This window comes from Georgenia sp. H159 (genome assembly GCF_035607575.1).
In the GTDB taxonomy this organism is placed as follows: domain Bacteria; phylum Actinomycetota; class Actinomycetes; order Actinomycetales; family Actinomycetaceae; genus Oceanitalea.
The window spans coordinates 423,353-438,916 of sequence record NZ_JAYDZY010000001.1 but is presented as its reverse complement, the minus strand read 5'-3'; the positions used below and the strand labels follow the sequence as shown (position 1 = coordinate 438,916).

Genomic DNA, 15,564 nt, shown 5'->3' with positions numbered 1-15,564 from the left:
GTGACTCCTACCGGTTGTTGGGGGTGTAGGGGCTGTTGGGGGCGTACGGCGAGACGACGACCTCCACCCGCTGGAACTCCTTGAGGTCGGAGTACCCGGTGGTGGCCATGGCACGTCGCAGCGCACCGATGAGGTTGACGGTCCCGTCCGGCTGGTCGCTGGGGCCGTGCAGGATCTGCTCGAGGGAGCCGACGGTCCCGACCCGGACCCGCTCACCGCGGGGCAGCTGCGGGTGGTGGGCCTCCGAGCCCCAGTGCCAGCCCCGGCCGGGCGCCTCCTGGGCGCGGGCGAGGGAGGAGCCGAGCATGACGGCGTCGGCACCGCAGGCCACGGCCTTGACGAGGTCGCCGGAGCGGCCGACGCCACCGTCGGCGATGACGTGGACGTAGCGCCCGCCGGACTCGTCGAGGTAGTCGCGGCGGGCCGCGGCGACGTCGGCGACGGCGGTGGCCATCGGGGTGTGGATGCCGAGCGAGGTGCGGGTCGTGTGGGCGGCACCGCCCCCGAAGCCGACGAGCACACCGGCCGCGCCGGTCCGCATGAGGTGCAGCGCCGCCGTGTACGTGCCGGCACCGCCGACGACGACGGGCACGTCGAGCTCGTAGATGAAGCGCTTGAGGTTGAGCGGCTCGGCGGTGGAGGAGACGTGCTCCGCGGAGACCGTCGTCCCGCGGATGACGAAGAGGTCGACCCCGGCCTCGACGACGGTGCGCCAGTGCTCCTGGGTGCTCTGCGGCGAGAGCTTGCCGGCGACGGTGACGCCCGCGGCGCGGATCTCGTGGAGCCGGCGGGTGATGAGCTCGGGAACGATCGGCTGGGCGTAGATCTCCTGCATCCGGGACGTGACGGCACCCCCCTCGAGGGAGGCGATCTCCGCGAACAGCGGCTCGGGGTCCTCGTAGCGGGTCCACAGCCCCTCGAGGTCGAGGACCCCGATGCCGCCGAGCTTGCCGAGCAGGATGGCCGTCGCGGGACTCATCACCGAGTCCATGGGCGCGGCGAGCACCGGGATGTCGACGTAGTAGGCGTCGATCTGCCAGCCGACCGACACGTCCTGGGGGTCTCTCGTGCGCCGGGACGGGACGACGGCGACGTCGTCGAAGGAGTAGGCCCGTCGCCCCCGCTTGCCGCGGCCGATCTCGATCTCGTTGCTCACGCACGCCAGGTTACCCGGCGGTCGGTAGATTGCGGCCCATGGCCTGTCCTCCTCCCCGTCACCCGTCCCGGCGCCAGGTGCTCGTATGGGCCGGCGCCGGGGCCGCGACCCTCGCCCTCGCGTCCTGCGCGGGCGAGGAGGAGGCCCCACCGCTGCCTCGACCCGGTGAGCGCCTGCTGCCGGTGTCGGAGGTGCCCGTCGGGCAGTCGGCAGCGGTGACGACGAGCGAGGGCGCCGAGCTCGTCGTCACGCGGCCGGCCGAGGACGAGGTCGTCGTCCTCAGCGCGGTGTGCACCCACCAGGGCTGCACGGTGCGGCGGGAGCGGGAGAACCTCGTGTGCCCCTGCCACGGCTCGACCTTCGCGGCCGTCGACGGGGCGGTCCTCCAGGGCCCGGCGGAGGAGCCCCTCACCCGGGTGCCCGCCCGGATCGAGTCCGGCGACGTCGTCGTCGGCTGACCACCCCCACCCCTCTCGCCGACAGCAGAGTTGTTGCCCCCCACCCGCTCGCCGACAGCAGAGTTGTTGCCCCCCACCCCTCTCGCCGACAGCAGAGTTGTTGCCCCCACCCGCTCGCCGATAGCAGAGTTGTTCCCCCCCCCCACCCCCTCGCCAACAGCAGAGTTGTTGCCGAACGGCTGACTCGCAGCGACTGGTCCACCTCGGCGCAAGCTCGTCGTGCTGCGACGGATCCACCTTCGCCGCGAGCTCAGCCGTGCTGACAACAAGTCCGCTCTCGGCGCCAGGTCTCGTTGCGCTCGTGTCTCGTTGCGCTCGTGGCAACTCCGACTGGGCAGGCAGGCTCCAGCACAACAAGTCTGCTGTCGGCGAGCAAAGGCGGAGCGGGGCGCTGCTCAGTCGTGCTCGGCGGCGTGGGACTCGAGGAACTCGAACACCTCGGTGTCGTCGACCCCGGGGAAGGAGCCCGACGGCAGCGGGCTGAGCACGTGGGCGTGCATCTTCGCGCTCGGCCAGGAGTGGTCGCGCCAGCGCTCGGTGAGGTCGGGAGCCGGACGGCGACAGCACGCCTCGTCCGGGCACGTGGACGCCGCGCGCCGGGTCGTCTCCCGACCGCGGAACCACTTCGCGTGCGCGAAGGGAACGCCGAGGGTGATGGAGAACTGCGACTCGCGTCCGGTCCCGGTCTGGGTGCTGCACCAGTAGGTGCCGGCCGGCGTGTCGGTGTACTGAGCGAACTCGGTCGTGCGGTTGCGTCGGGTGAAGGCTGCCCGCGCCGCCCACTGGCGGCACAGCGGCTGCCCCTCGATCGCCCCGGAGGCGTCGGTGGGCAGCGGTACGCCGTCGTTCTCGTACCCGCGGTACAGGGCGCCGTCGTCGCCGGCGCGGATGAAGTGGACCGGGATGTCCAGGTGCTCGGTCGCGAGGTTGGAGAAGCGCTGCGCCGCGGAGTGGTGGGTGACCCCGAAGGAGTCACGGAAGTCCTCCATCGCGAGGTCCTTGTCCTTCTTCTTCGCGGTGAGGTGCGTGATCGCGGCGAAGCGGGGCATGAGGCAGCAGGCGGTGAAGTAGGCGATGTCCTGGCGCTGGCGCAGGAAGTCGCCGTAGTCGCCGGGGCGCTGGTGCCCGAAGAGCCGGTGCGCCATCGCCTGCAAGGCGAGCGAGCGCAGCCCGTAGCCGCCGGGGATGGATGCCGGCGGCAGGTAGATCCGCCCGTTGCGCAGGTCGGTGACCGTGCGTGTGGAGTGCGGCAGATCGTCGACGTGGATGATCGTGAAGCCGAGACGCTCGGCCATGAGGGCGACCTGGTGGTGGGTGAGGGCACCGCCCCGGTACCCGGCCGCTCGCACCCACTCCTCGGCCACCTCCTCGATCTCGGGCAGGTAGTTGTTCCGGCGCTGCATCTCGAGCCGCAGCTCGGTGTTGATCCGCCGTGCCTCGAGCGGGGTCGCGATCACGGCTCGGGCACGGCGGTCGACCTCCCGGTGGAGCGCGACGAGCGACTCCAGGGCGTCCATCGGCAGCCGGCGCCCGGGCCGGACCGGTGGCACGCCGAGGGAGGCGAAGAGCGGCGAGCGCTGCGCCCGCTCGAGCTCGATCTCCAGCTCGGCACGCCGGTCCGGCGGCGGCTCGGGGGCGAGGAGGTCGGCGACCGCGACGTCCAGCGCGCCCGCGATCGCGGTGAGCAGGGACAGGCGGGGCTCACGGTGCCCGTTTTCGAGCAGGGACAGGTGGCTCGTCGTCGACCCCGTTGCCGCGGCGAGCTCCCGCAGCGTCAGACCGGCACGCCCCCGCGCGTGCCGGATGCGACGTCCGAGGACGAGGGGGTCTGCCGGCGACATGGGTTGACTGTAACGAAACTTTCGCAGTTTTTGTCGTGCACCACCAGTGGAAACCCCCTGGAATGGCGAGGAGGGTGGAACACACGGGGTGCCGACCGGCGCTCCGCCGCACGGAGGAGACCCATGATCACCGCCACGCCCGCCCCCGTCATGCACGGCCTGACCGTCGAGTCGCCCGAGCTCGTCGAGTGGATCGCCACGATCGCCGACCTCACGCAGCCGGACAGCATCTACGTGTGCGACGGGTCCCAGGACGAGCGCGACCGGCTCAACGCCGAGCTGGTCGCCGCCGGCACCTTCATCGCCCTCGACGAGGAGAAGCGGCCGGGCAGCTACCTCGCCCGTTCCGCGCCCTCGGACGTCGCGCGGGTCGAGTCACGCACCTTCATCTGCTCCGAGCGGAAGGAGGACGCCGGCCCGACGAACAACTGGGCCGAGCCGGCGGCGATGCGCGAGGAGCTCGCCGGGGTGTTCGCCGGCTCGATGCGCGGGCGCACGATGTACGTCGTGCCGTTCTCGATGGGACCGATCGGTGGGCCGATCTCCCAGCTGGGCGTCGAGATCACCGACTCCCCCTACGTCGTCGTCTCCATGCGCATCATGACCCGGATGGGGGCGGCCGCCCTCGAGCAGATCGAGCAGGGCGCACCCTGGGTGCCCGCCGTCCACTCCGTCGGCTACCCGCTCGTCGACGACGACGGCGTGGAGCGCCCCGACGTCGTCTGGCCGTGCAGCGACACGAAGTACATCACCCACTTCCCCGAGACGCGGGAGATCTGGTCCTACGGCTCCGGCTACGGCGGCAACGCCCTGCTCGGCAAGAAGTGCTACGCGCTGCGCATCGCCTCGGTGATGGGCCGTGACGAGGGCTGGCTGGCCGAGCACATGCTGCTCCTGAAGGTCACCGACCCGCAGGGCAAGACCTTCCACGTGGCGGCGGCCTTCCCGTCGGCGTGCGGCAAGACGAACCTCGCGATGCTCAACCCGACGGTCCCCGGTTGGACGGCGGAGACGATCGGTGACGACATCGCGTGGATGCGCCCGGGCCCGGACGGCCGGCTGCGCGCGATCAACCCGGAGGCGGGCTTCTTCGGCGTTGCCCCGGGCACCGGCGAGTCCACCAACCCGACGGCGGTCGCCGCCCTGGGGCGCGACGTCATCTTCACCAACGTGGCGCTCACCGACGACGGCGACGTCTGGTGGGAGGGGCTCACCGACGAGCCTCCCGCCCACCTCGTCGACTGGCAGGGCAACGACTGGACGCCCGACAGCGGGCGCCCGGCGGCGCACCCCAACTCGCGCTTCACCGTCCGCGCCGACCAGGCGCCGTCGATCGCACCGGAGTGGGAGGACCTGGCCGGGGTTCCGGTCGACGCCATCCTCTTCGGCGGGCGCCGCGCGACGAACGTGCCGCTGGTCGCCGAGGCCTACGACTGGGAGCACGGGGTGTTCATGGGCGCCACCGTCTCCTCCGAGCAGACCGCGGCCGCGGAGGGCACCGTCGGGGCGCTGCGCCGCGACCCCTTCGCCATGCTGCCGTTCTGCGGCTACAACATGGCCGACTACTGGTCCCACTGGCTCCGCATGGGTGAGCGTCTCGGCGAGCGGGCACCGCGGATCTTCCAGGTGAACTGGTTCCGCAAGGGTGAGGACGGCCGCTTCCTGTGGCCCGGCTTCGGTGAGAACTCCCGGGTGATCGCCTGGATCGCCGGGCGGGTCGCCGGCACCGTCGACGCGCGCGACGGCGTCACCGGGCGGCTGCCGCTCGACGGGGACCTCGACCTCGAGGGGCTGGACATCGACGAGGCCGACGTCCGCGAGCTCTTCGCGGTCGACGGCCGAGCATGGGCGGACGAGGCCGCCCAGACCGAGGAGTACTTCGCCACCTTCGGCGCCAGGCTGCCCGCGGAGATGCCCGAGCAGCTGGCGGCGCTGCGGGAGCGGCTCGCGTCGGCGGAGTGACCCGCGCCGCGCCGGGCGCACCCCCGGTGCGGCGCGTCCCGGCGCCGGGCCCGGCCCGGCTCGACCCACCGGTCGGCCGGGCCGGGCCCCGCGTCAGGCGACCGGCGCCGCAGCGCTGAGGGCGGCCGGCTCCAGCGATGGCAGCCACTCGAGGTCGGCACCCGGACCGTCCAGGCCCCGGCGCGTGCGCCAGTCGTTGAACCCGGTGGCCCACTCCCGGTGGCAGGCGCGCTGCCACTCGTGCAGCTCCTCCGGCGTGCGCACGCCCAGCTCGGGGAACGCCCGGAGCAGGCAGTCGAGCACCTCGAGCGTGGCGAGCACGTCGACCTCGGCCGTGTGCAGCCGGTCCAGCGCCTCGACCCGGTAGTGCCCGCACAGGTCGACGAGCTTGCGCTTGCCCGGCCGGTAGCGGTCGAGGGCCCGGTCGATGACGAGCGGGTCCAGCACCGGGCCGGGCGCCCTGCCGAGACGGTCGGCGAGGGTCGGGAGCTGCCAGCGCGCGAGCTCGTGCTCGAGCAGGGTGACGTCGAAGCAGGCGTTGTAGGCAACGACGGGCACGCCCGCGGCGATCGCTCGCACGAGCTCGGCGGCGATCTCCTCCAGGGCGGTGCGCGGGGCCGCGCCCTCGGCACGCGCGTGGTCGGTGGTGATGCCGTGGATGTCGCTCGCCGCCGTGGGGATCTCGACACCGGGGTCGATGAGCCAGGTGCGCTGCCGCACACCCCGGGCGTCACGCATGATGAGCGCCGCCGTCACGATCCTGTCGTGGCGTGGGTCCACGCCGGTGGTCTCGGTGTCGAACCCGAGGAACGGCCCCGTCGCCCAGGTGTTCATGACCTCTCCCATCGGGCGCCGAGTGCGCCGTCGTCGATGGCGGCCACTGTGCCAGCGGGCACTGACATCGCCGGTCAGCACACGCCGGGGAGACGCACCGCCCCGCCGGCGGTCGCCGTGGCAGGGGACGGCGCGACGACCCACCCGGTGCGCCGTCCCCGCGCCCGTGACGGCGCGCACGGTCAGCCGAACGGGCGCACGGCGGGCACGCGGGCCCGTCGTCAGCGGGTGTAGTTCGGGGCCTCGACGGTGAGCTGGACGTCGTGCGGGTGGGACTCCCGCAGCCCGGCGGGGGTGATGCGCACGAAGCGCCCCTTCTCCGCGAGCTCGGTGAGCGTGTGCGCGCCGACGTAGAACATCGACTGGTGCAGGCCGCCGATGAGCTGGTAGGCCACCGCGGACAGGGGGCCACGGTAGGGGACCTGGCCCTCGATGCCCTCGGGCACGATCTTGTCGTCGGTGTCGACGTCGGCCTGGAAGTAGCGGTCCTTGGAGTAGGACACCCGCCCGCGGGAGGCCATGGCGCCCAGCGACCCCATGCCCCGGTAGTGCTTGTACTGCTTGCCGTTGACGAAGACGAGGTCGCCTGGGCTCTCGTCGCACCCCGCGAGCAGCGAGCCGAGCATCACCGTGTCCGCGCCGGCGACGAGCGCCTTGGCGATGTCCCCCGAGTACTGCAGGCCGCCGTCACCGATGACCGGGACCCCGGCCGGCTTGCACGCCTGGGCGGCGAGGTGGATGGCCGTCACCTGGGGCACGCCCACACCGGCGACGACGCGGGTGGTGCAGATCGACCCCGGTCCGACGCCGACCTTGACGGCGTCCACGCCCGCGTCGACGAGCGCCTGCGCACCCTCACGGGTCGCGACGTTCCCACCGATCACCTGGACGTGCCTCATCGCCGGGTCCGTCTTGAGCCGGGTGACCATCTCGAGCAGCAGCCGTGCGTGCCCGTTGGCGGTGTCGGCCACGAGGACGTCCACACCGGCCTCGACGAGCGCGGTGGCACGCTCCCACGCGTCGCCGAAGAAGCCGATCGCCGCGCCCACGCGGAGCCGGCCCTCACCGTCCTTGGTGGCGTGGGGGTACTGCTCGGACTTGACGAAGTCCTTGACCGTGATGAGGCCCTGGAGGACGCCGTCGTCGTCGACCAGCGGGAGCTTCTCGATCTTGTGCCGGGCGAGCAGCCCGGCCGCGTCGTCGCGGCTGATGCCCACCGGGCCGGTCACCAGGGGCATCGGGGTCATGACGTCGCGGACGAGTCGGGAGGAGAACTCGGCGGGGTCGATGAAGGCGGTGTCCCGGTTGGTGATGATCCCCAGGAGCACGCGCCGCTCGTCGACGACCGGCAGGCCGGAGACGCGGTAGCGGGCGCAGAGCGCGTCGAGGTCGGCGAGCGTCGCGTCCGGTGCGACCGTCACCGGGTCGGTGATCATGCCCGACTCGGACCGCTTGACCGTCTGGACCTGCTGGGCCTGCGCCTCGATGGACAGGTTGCGGTGCAGGATGCCGATCCCGCCTTGGCGGGCCATGGCGATCGCCATGCGCGCCTCGGTGACGGTGTCCATCGCCGCCGACAGCAGCGGCACACGCAGGGTGATGTCCTTGGTCAGCCGTGCCGTGGTGTCCACCTCGGACGGGATGACGTCCGTCGGCCCGGGGAGCAGCAGGACGTCGTCGTAGGTCAGGCCGGTGAGACCGAAGGGATCGGTCGAAGAGGAGTCACTCACCCCTCGATCCTACGTGCGCGGGCGAGCGGGTCACAGGTGTGGCTACTCACGTACGGTCGCGATGATCTCCGCGACCGCCGCCTGGGCGGTGCGTACCCGGTGGACGTGCCTCAGCCAGATCGAGGGACTCTCGTCCCCCAGCAGGAAGACGGTCGCGTCGCCCCGTTCGGAGGCCCGGGTGACGACCTCCTCGGTACCGGGCGGGTTGCCGATGACGGCGAGCACGGCCGTCTCACCCGGAGGGAGCCAGCCGAGGCTGCCGTCCTCCCGCACCACCTGCTCCGCGCTCACGACGAGCGCCCCGACGTCGTGCTCGGCCAGCCCCCCGGCGATGACGTGGGCCCGCACGCGGTCCTGCGCGGGCGCGAGGATCCGGACCGGGGCCGGGCCGGAGACGACGAGCTGGCGGATCGCCTGCATGAGACCGACCTGGATGACGCCGTACGGGTCGCTGCCGGGTCGCTCCGCCAGCCGCTGCCGGCCCTGGTCGAGCATCTCGACGGCGGGCGTGACGAGGTCCGTCCATGCCGCGACGATCCCGGCCTCCCGGGCGGCGCGCTGCAGCATGCGGTGGACGCGCCGGAGGTCCGGCTCGACGGCGGCCGCCGCGAGGGTGAGCGGGTCCAGCACGAGGGACTCGTCGTCGCTCTCCTCACCGGGGCTCTCCTCGACCCCGGGCCGGCCGTCCCCGCTCCCCGACTCCGTGGCGATCCGTGCCGCGTCGACCGGCGCGACGCCGCGCAGGGTCAGCCGCCGCATCGTCTGCAGGCGGGCGACGTCCTCGGGGGTGTACCGCCGGTGGCTGCCGGCCTGGTGGCCCGACGGTCCCAGGCCGTACCGACGGTCCCAGGTCCGCAGGGTCGAGGCGGCGACGCCCAGGGTCCGCGCGACAGCGGCCACGGTGAGCGGTGCCGCATCCAGCCGCGGGTCCCCGCCGCCCGCGCCGGGGGTCGCTCGAGCCACCAGTCCTCCTCGTCGTCCGGCCTCGATTCTGCACCTGTGCGGACACTACGGCACGTCCGGCGCGCCGACGGGCACCGGACCCCGGCGCGGTGCATCGCTCCCGGCTCGGTCGACACCCACCCGTGACGCGATTTGCGAATCACTTGCGCAAGGGGCTTGAACAACCCATGCATCGGTTGCTAGGTTCATCTCATTCGCCCCGCGGCACAGCAGTCGCACCCCGGACAGAAGGAGCGCGATCATGGCAGAGCTCTCAAGGCTTCCCGGCCCAGTGATGGACCTGTGGGAGTGGCAGTACGAGGGGAAGTGCCGCGAGGCCGACCCCAACCTCTTCTTCCACCCCGAGGGCGAGCGGGGTGGCACGCGGCGGCGACGCGACGAGGCCGCCAAGGCTGTGTGCGCCGAGTGCCCCGTCATCCAGCAGTGCCGCGAGCACGCCCTGAAGGTGCGCGAGCCCTACGGCGTGTGGGGCGGCCTGTCCGAGGACGAGCGTCAGCAGATCCTCACCACCCCCCTGCGTCGCGCGAGCTGACCGCGTCGCACCACGCGCGCAGCGACGGGCCCCGGTCGTCGACCGGGGCCCGTCGCCGTGTCTGCGCACGCGCGTCACGACGCACACGAGAAGGGGCCCCGGTCGTCGACCGGGGCCCCTTCTCGTCGTTCGGCTAGCCGAACGTCACTTCTGGACGACGGCGAGGACGTCGCGCGCGGAGAGGATGAGGTACTCCTCGCCCGCGTACTTCACCTCGGTACCGCCGTACTTGCTGTAGATGACGACGTCGCCGACGGCGACGTCCAGCGGGACGCGGTTGCCGTTGTCGTCCACGCGGCCGGGGCCGGTGGCGACGACGGTGCCCTCCTGGGGCTTCTCCTGAGCGGTGTCAGGAATGACGAGGCCAGACGCCGTGGTCTGCTCGGCCTCGAGGGTCTGCACGACGATGCGGTCCTCGAGGGGCTTGATGGAGACCGACACTGCGGACCTCCCCTTCGCTGAGTGGGTAACGGACAAGGTCAGATCGCACCCTCGCCACGTGGCCGCCGTCGCGGGGGTCGGCCAGTGGGTCCGGGTGCTGGCGCTGCGACCTCGCGGCCGCAGCAGCCCCAAATCTATGCCCGCGGTTAGCACTCGGTCAAGGCGAGTGCCAGCAGCTGCGGGTGCGCACCGGTGCCCGCACCTAGTATCGACGGGTGGACGCCTCAGCGCTGACCAAGCTGCTCTCCCCCGAGGGGTGGGCCCTGCTCGGCCAGCTTCCCCCCTACGACGAGTCCGCCGCCCTGCGGCTGGCGACGGGTCTGCGCGAGCGCGGCGTGGACGCCGAGCTGGTCGCGGCCGCGATGACCCAGTCCCGGCTCCGCGCGAAGGCGCGCGGGAAGTTCCTCGAGTTCGCCGACGGCATGATCTTCACCCCGGAGGGGCTGGAGCAGTCGACACGGCTCGCGGTCGGCGCCCACCACGCCGCGCGGTACGCGGCCGCCGGCGCGACGCGCGTGGCCGACCTCGGGTGCGGCATCGGCGGCGACGCGATGGCGATGGGGGCCCTGGGTCTCAGCGTCGTCGCCGTCGAGCGGGACGAGCTCACTGCCGCCGTCGCGACCGTCAACCTGCGCCACTTCCCCGAGGCGACCGTCCAGCACGGCGACGCCCTCGACCTCGACCTCACCGGCTTCGACGCGATCTTCGCCGACCCGGCGCGCCGCACCCGGGGCGGGCGGCGCGTGTTCGACCCGCGCGCCTACTCCCCCTCCCTGGACGAGCTGCTCGCCCTGCGCCGCCAGGTCCCGGCACTCGGGCTCAAGGTGGGGCCGGGCATCCCCCACGGCATGCTGCCGCCCGACGCCCACGCGCAGTGGGTGAGCGTGGCGGGCGACGTCGTCGAGGCCGGGCTGTGGTTCGGCCCGCTCGCGCCGGAGGGGCCCGGGCGCAGCGCCATGGCGCTCACCCACGACGGCGGGACGCACCGCCTCACCGACCGGGAGCTCACCTCCGCCGACGCCCCGGTCCGCATGGGCCGGGTCCGACCGCTCGACACCTACCTCTACGAGCCCGACGGCGCAGTCATCCGGGCGGGCCTCGTCGCCCTTGCCGGGGAGCAGGTGGGGGCCGGGCTCGTCGCGGAGTCGATCGCCTACCTCACCGGGCCCCGCCTGGAGCGGACCCCGTTCCTCACCCCCTACCGGGTCCTCGACACCCTGCCGTTCGGGCTCAAGCCGCTGCGCAGCTACCTGCGCGACCGGCAGGTCGGCACCGTGACGATCAAGAAGCGGGGGACCGCCGTCGAGCCGGGACAGCTGCGTCGCCAGCTCTCCCTCACCGGACCGAACAGCGCGACGATCATCCTCACCAGGCTCGCGGGGCGGCAGAGCGTCATCGTCGTCGAGCCGCTCTGAGCCTCCTGTCGTCACCCCCGCCCCCGGACGGCATGATGGCGCCATGGAGATCCCGTTCGCGCCGTCAGCGCGGTCGACCGTCGGCATCGAGTGGGAGCTCGCCCTCGTCGACGCCGACTCCGGTGACCTCCGGCAGGTGGCACAGACGGTTCTCGACGCCGTCCGGCCACCGGGCGCCGACGCGCACCCCAACATCCACCCGGAGCTGCTCCTCAACACGATCGAGGTGGTCTCCGACGTCGCGACGACCGTCCGCGGTGCGGGAGCGGACCTCGAGCGGACGATCGAGGAGCTGCGTGGGGTCATCGAGCCACTCCGGGTCGAGCTCATGTGCGCCGGGACCCACCCCTTCGCCCGCTACGACTACCAGCGGGTGACGAACAAGGAGCGCTACTCCACGCTCATCGAGCGCACCCAGTGGTGGGGCCGGCAGATGGTCATCTACGGCGTCCACGTGCACGTCGGCGTCGAGGACCGGCGCAAAGTGCTGCCGCTGCTGCGCGCCATGCTCTCCTACCTCCCGCACCTGCAGTCCCTGGCGGCGTCCTCCCCGTTCTGGTCCGGGCGCGACACGGGGTACGCCTCCAACCGTGCGCTGCTCTTCCAGCAGCTGCCCACGGCCGGGCTGCCGCAGGTCTTCGAGGAGTGGGCGGAGCTGGAGGCCTACACCCGCGACATGCTCCACACCGGGGTCATCGACCACTTCAACGAGGTCCGGTGGGACATCCGCCCGGCGCCCCACCTGGGGACGCTGGAGATGCGGGTGTTCGACGGTGCCTCCAACCTCACCGAGGTCCTGGCACTGGCGGCGCTCACGCACTGCCTGGTCGAGCACTTCTCCACGATGCTGGACGAGGGGCGGGAGCTTCCGCGGATGCCTCCGTGGTTCCTCCAGGAGAACAAGTGGCGGTCGGCGCGCTACGGGATGGACGCCATCGTCATCCTCGACGCCGCCGGCAACGAGCAGCTCGTCACCGACTCGCTCGCCGAGCTGCTACCGGTCCTGGAACCGGTGGCCGCCCGGCTCGGGTGCCTCGAGGAGCTCGACGGCGTGCGCACGATCATGCGCCGGGGCGCCTCCTATCAGCGGCAGCGGCGGGTGGCGCGCCGCAACGACGGGGACCTCGACGCCGTCGTCGCCTCCCTGGTCGCGGAGATGAAGGCCGGCCGCCCCCTGTGACGACGGCGTCCGCCGCAGTCCAGCGGCGCGTCGGTCGCCCCTTTCGATCGTGGGTCGCCCCCTGCGGCGCCCTCCGTTGACTGGAAGGGACGACCGAGGGAGGGATCCGCTAGGCGCGCACCGTGGCCAGCGGCATGCCGGAGTCGACCGGGAACTCCACCGGCGACGGCGCCACGCCCGAGCGCAGCATCGCCGCACCGAGCGCCGCGATCATCGCGCCGTTGTCGGTGCAGTAGCGGATCGGGGGGATGCGCACCTCGATGCCGTGGCGCTCCCCGCGCTCGGCGGCGAGCTCCCGCAGCCGGGAGTTGGCGGAGAAGCCCCCGCCGATGACGACGGTGTCGCAGCCCTTGTACTGGCAGGCGGCGAGGGTCTTGCTCACCAGGACGTCGGCGACGGCCTCGGAGAAGGAGGCGGCGACGTCGGCGGCCGCCAGCTCCTCCCCCGCGTCCTCGACTGCCTCGACGTACCGGGCGACGGCGGTCTTCAGGCCCGAGAAGGAGAAGTCGTAGGGGTGCCGGACGGCGTCCTTCCCCTTGGACAGGCCACGCGGGAAGCGGATGGCCGCGCGGTCGCCCTGCTGGGCGAGCCGGTCGACGTGCGGTCCTCCCGGGTAGGGCAGCCCGAGCAGCCGGCCGACCTTGTCGAAGGCCTCGCCCGCGGCGTCGTCGAGGGTCTGCCCAAGCTCGACGACGTCGGTGGCGATGTCGCGCACCTCGAGGAGGCTCGTGTGGCCGCCGGAGACGACGAGCCCGACGAAGTGCTCGGGGAACCGGCCGTGGACCAGCTCGTCCACCGCGATGTGGCCGATGACGTGGTTGACCCCGTACAGCGGCTTGCCCAGCCCGAGCGCGAGGGACTTGGCGGCGGCGACCCCCACCGTCAGGGAGCCGACGAGCCCGGGGCCCGCGGTGACGGCGACGGCGTCGATCTCCTCCAGCCGGCAGCCGGCGGCGTCGAGGGCGGCGTCCAGCGTCGGGACGAAGGCCTCGAGGTGCGCGCGGCTGGCGACCTCCGGGACGATGCCGCCGAAGCGCGCGTGCTCGTCCATCGAGGAGGCGGTGACGTCGGCGAGCAGCTCGCGCCCGCGGGCGAGCGCGAAGCCGGTCTCGTCGCAGCTCGTCTCGATGCCCAGGACCAGTGGTTCACTCACCCCCACAGGGTAGTGCGCCGCCGGTGGCGACACCTGTGGCCGGTCTCACGGCCCGGTCCGGATGGTTCGGGCCACCCCGGAGGTTGTCGTCGGCATGAGGACCGATGCCCTGCCCGCTGCCGCCGCGCTGCCCCGCGAGATCTTCCACGACGCCCACACCACGCACACGTTCGTCGACGAGCCGGTCGACGCCGCCGTCGTGCGTGAGGTGTACGAGGCGGTCCGCTGGGCTCCGACCGCGATGAACGCGCAGCCGCTGCGGCTGGCCGTCGTCCGGTCCGGCGACGCCCGCGAGCGCCTCGTGGCCCACATGAGCGAGGGCAACCGGGCCAAGACGCTCGCGGCCCCGCTCACCGTCGTCGCCGCCTACGACCCCGCGTTCCACGAGCACCTCGACGTGCTGGCCCCGCACCGTGCCGGCGCCCGCGAGAAGCTGGACGGCGACCCCGAGTTCCGCGACTCCTTCGCCCGGACGAACGGGCTCATCCAGCTCGGCTACTTCATCCTCGGCCTGCGCGGCGCCGGCCTGCACGTGGGGCCGATGACCGGGATGGACGCCGCAGGCATCGACGCCGAGCTCTTCGCGACGTCCGGGTGGCGCACCATGGCCGTCGTCAACGCCGGGCGCGCCCCGGCGGAGACGGAGGGCGCCGTCCGGCCCCGCGCCGGCCGGCTCGACTTCGCGACGGCCGCCGTCGTCCTCTGACGGACGCCGTCCGGCTCACGGCCCGGCGGTGAGGTCTCCCTGTCCCCTGCGGAGCGTGAGACGCATGACGAGGGCGTCCTCGTCGCCGTAGTAGCGGCGCCGCGTCCCGACGGGGACGAAGCCGGCTCGCTCGTACAGGCGCTGCGCCGCGGCGTTGCCCACCCGGACCTCGAGGAACACGTGGCGGGCGCGTGCGGCTCGGGCCCGGGCGAGCAGGTCCGCGAGCAGCTCGGTCCCGATACCCTGCCCGCGGTGGGCGTCCGCCACCCCGACGGTCATCACCTCGGCGTCCTCCGCGAGCGCGATCCCGGCGTAGCCGACGACGACACCGGCCCGTTCGGCGGCGACGTAGTACCGCCCGGGGTGCGCCAGCTCGGCGAGGTAGGCCTCCCGCGACCACGCCCCGCGCCCGAAGAGTTCGACCTCGAGCTCGAGCACCCTGTCGAGGTCCTCCGTCCGCAGCGGCCGCAGCGTCACGATGCGCGTTTGCGCGCGGCTGCCGGGGAGATGTCCGGGCGGCGCAGGTACAGCGGCTCGGTGCTCAGCGAGACCTCCTCGCCGGCCTCCGCGCGGGCGAGCCGGGCCCGCACGATCCGCGCGAGCACCGCGGCGTCGACCTCGTCGGGGGCCCCCGGCGTCGGCGGCACCGTGTCGGCGTACAGCACCGCTCCGGCCCCGGCGACGACGACGTGGCCCCGGTCCACGGCGGCACCGACGGGGTCGCTCGCGACGTCGGACGCGGGGCCGACCCGGGGCCCCTCGAGGAGCTGGACGTCGTCGTCCCCCAGCGCCCGGTAGCGCGCCGAGTACACCTCCTTGCGGCGGGCGTCGCCGAGGACGAGCACGGTCGCGGCGGGGTGGAGATCGAGCACCTGGCGCGCCAGGGCGTCGAGGCTGCTCACGCCGTGCACGGGCACCCCGCGTGCCCGGCCGAGGGCGAGCGCGGTGACGAGCCCGACACGGAGCCCCGTGTAGGGCGCCGGACCGGTGCCGGCAGCCACCCGGTCGAGGTCCGCGACACCGACTCCGGCCGTCTCGAGCACCTCGGTGATGAGCGCAGCGAGCCGCTCGGCGTGACCGCGGTGGTCGGCGCTCCGCGCCCGGGCGAGGACCCCGCCGTCGTCGTCGTGGAGCGCGACGGCGCTCCCGGCCGAGGTGTCGATGCACAGGGTTCGCACCCGACCAGGGTAGTG

The 15,564-nt window shown here is 73.1% G+C and carries 15 protein-coding genes; 6 read left to right on the top strand and 9 right to left on the bottom strand.

Annotation, left to right across the window (positions count from 1 at the left end):
* Window positions 1-7 precede the first annotated feature (7 nt).
* Window positions 8-1,156, bottom strand: coding sequence for a GuaB3 family IMP dehydrogenase-related protein (locus tag VR894_RS02105; protein WP_324649649.1), 1,149 nt, complete (start codon window positions 1,154-1,156; stop codon window positions 8-10).
* Window positions 1,157-1,194: 38 nt separating this feature from the next.
* On the opposite strand from VR894_RS02105, the gene VR894_RS02100 reads away from it, so the two are divergent.
* The gene (locus tag VR894_RS02100) at window positions 1,195-1,614 is read left to right on the top strand and encodes a Rieske (2Fe-2S) protein (RefSeq protein WP_324649648.1); all 420 of its coding nucleotides are present in this window, start codon (window positions 1,195-1,197) and stop codon (window positions 1,612-1,614) included.
* Between the two features lie 395 nt (window positions 1,615-2,009).
* Here VR894_RS02100 and VR894_RS02095 read toward each other — a convergent pair whose 3' ends face one another.
* Window positions 2,010-3,455 carry a helix-turn-helix domain-containing protein gene (locus tag VR894_RS02095; RefSeq protein WP_324649647.1) on the bottom strand — a complete coding sequence of 482 codons (1,446 nt, stop codon included), beginning with the start codon at window positions 3,453-3,455 and terminating at the stop codon, window positions 2,010-2,012.
* Window positions 3,456-3,578: 123 nt separating this feature from the next.
* On the opposite strand from VR894_RS02095, the gene VR894_RS02090 reads away from it, so the two are divergent.
* Entirely contained in the window at window positions 3,579-5,417 is a 1,839-nt protein-coding gene (locus tag VR894_RS02090) for a phosphoenolpyruvate carboxykinase (GTP) (RefSeq protein ID WP_416380788.1), read from the top strand.
* Window positions 5,418-5,510: 93 nt separating this feature from the next.
* Here the strand turns inward: VR894_RS02090 and VR894_RS02085 are convergent, their stop codons facing one another.
* The 3 genes from VR894_RS02085 to VR894_RS02075 all read right to left on the bottom strand — a co-directional run bounded on the left by VR894_RS02085 (window position 5,511) and on the right by VR894_RS02075 (window position 8,944).
* On the bottom strand, window positions 5,511-6,251 hold the full coding sequence (locus VR894_RS02085; RefSeq protein WP_324649646.1) for an exonuclease domain-containing protein: 741 nt from the start codon (window positions 6,249-6,251) through the stop codon (window positions 5,511-5,513).
* 221 nt (window positions 6,252-6,472) lie between these two features.
* Window positions 6,473-7,981, bottom strand: coding sequence for an IMP dehydrogenase (gene guaB, locus VR894_RS02080; RefSeq protein WP_324649645.1), 1,509 nt, complete (start codon window positions 7,979-7,981; stop codon window positions 6,473-6,475).
* Window positions 7,982-8,023: 42 nt separating this feature from the next.
* Window positions 8,024-8,944, bottom strand: coding sequence for a MerR family transcriptional regulator (locus VR894_RS02075; RefSeq protein WP_324649644.1), 921 nt, complete (start codon window positions 8,942-8,944; stop codon window positions 8,024-8,026).
* A 241-nt stretch (window positions 8,945-9,185) separates the two neighbouring features.
* Between VR894_RS02075 and VR894_RS02070 the strand changes: the two genes are divergently transcribed.
* Complete coding sequence (locus tag VR894_RS02070) at window positions 9,186-9,476, top strand: WhiB family transcriptional regulator (protein ID WP_324649643.1); 291 nt, start codon at window positions 9,186-9,188, stop codon at window positions 9,474-9,476.
* Window positions 9,477-9,620: 144 nt separating this feature from the next.
* On the opposite strand, the gene groES is transcribed toward VR894_RS02070, so the two are convergent.
* The gene (groES, locus tag VR894_RS02065; RefSeq protein ID WP_324649642.1) at window positions 9,621-9,917 is read right to left on the bottom strand and encodes a co-chaperone GroES; all 297 of its coding nucleotides are present in this window, start codon (window positions 9,915-9,917) and stop codon (window positions 9,621-9,623) included.
* A 215-nt stretch (window positions 9,918-10,132) separates the two neighbouring features.
* On the opposite strand from groES, the gene VR894_RS02060 reads away from it, so the two are divergent.
* Together VR894_RS02060 and VR894_RS02055 are read left to right on the top strand one after the other, a co-directional pair.
* Window positions 10,133-11,332, top strand: coding sequence for a class I SAM-dependent methyltransferase (locus tag VR894_RS02060; RefSeq protein ID WP_324649641.1), 1,200 nt, complete (start codon window positions 10,133-10,135; stop codon window positions 11,330-11,332).
* 43 nt (window positions 11,333-11,375) lie between these two features.
* Complete coding sequence (locus tag VR894_RS02055; RefSeq protein ID WP_324649640.1) at window positions 11,376-12,512, top strand: glutamate--cysteine ligase; 1,137 nt, start codon at window positions 11,376-11,378, stop codon at window positions 12,510-12,512.
* A 109-nt stretch (window positions 12,513-12,621) separates the two neighbouring features.
* Here the strand turns inward: VR894_RS02055 and tsaD are convergent, their stop codons facing one another.
* Entirely contained in the window at window positions 12,622-13,665 is a 1,044-nt protein-coding gene (gene tsaD / locus VR894_RS02050; protein WP_324649639.1) for a tRNA (adenosine(37)-N6)-threonylcarbamoyltransferase complex transferase subunit TsaD, read from the bottom strand.
* A 94-nt stretch (window positions 13,666-13,759) separates the two neighbouring features.
* On the opposite strand from tsaD, the gene VR894_RS02045 reads away from it, so the two are divergent.
* The gene (locus VR894_RS02045; RefSeq protein WP_324649638.1) at window positions 13,760-14,371 is read left to right on the top strand and encodes a malonic semialdehyde reductase; all 612 of its coding nucleotides are present in this window, start codon (window positions 13,760-13,762) and stop codon (window positions 14,369-14,371) included.
* 15 nt (window positions 14,372-14,386) lie between these two features.
* Here VR894_RS02045 and rimI read toward each other — a convergent pair whose 3' ends face one another.
* Both rimI and tsaB read right to left on the bottom strand, forming a co-directional pair.
* Window positions 14,387-14,848 carry a ribosomal protein S18-alanine N-acetyltransferase gene (gene rimI, locus VR894_RS02040; RefSeq protein ID WP_324649637.1) on the bottom strand — a complete coding sequence of 154 codons (462 nt, stop codon included), beginning with the start codon at window positions 14,846-14,848 and terminating at the stop codon, window positions 14,387-14,389.
* Window positions 14,845-15,549: a tRNA (adenosine(37)-N6)-threonylcarbamoyltransferase complex dimerization subunit type 1 TsaB gene (gene tsaB, locus VR894_RS02035; protein WP_324649636.1), complete on the bottom strand. Its 705-nt coding sequence runs from the start codon at window positions 15,547-15,549 to the stop codon at window positions 14,845-14,847. The genes rimI and tsaB overlap by 4 nt, the downstream gene beginning before the upstream one ends.
* Window positions 15,550-15,564 lie beyond the last annotated feature (15 nt).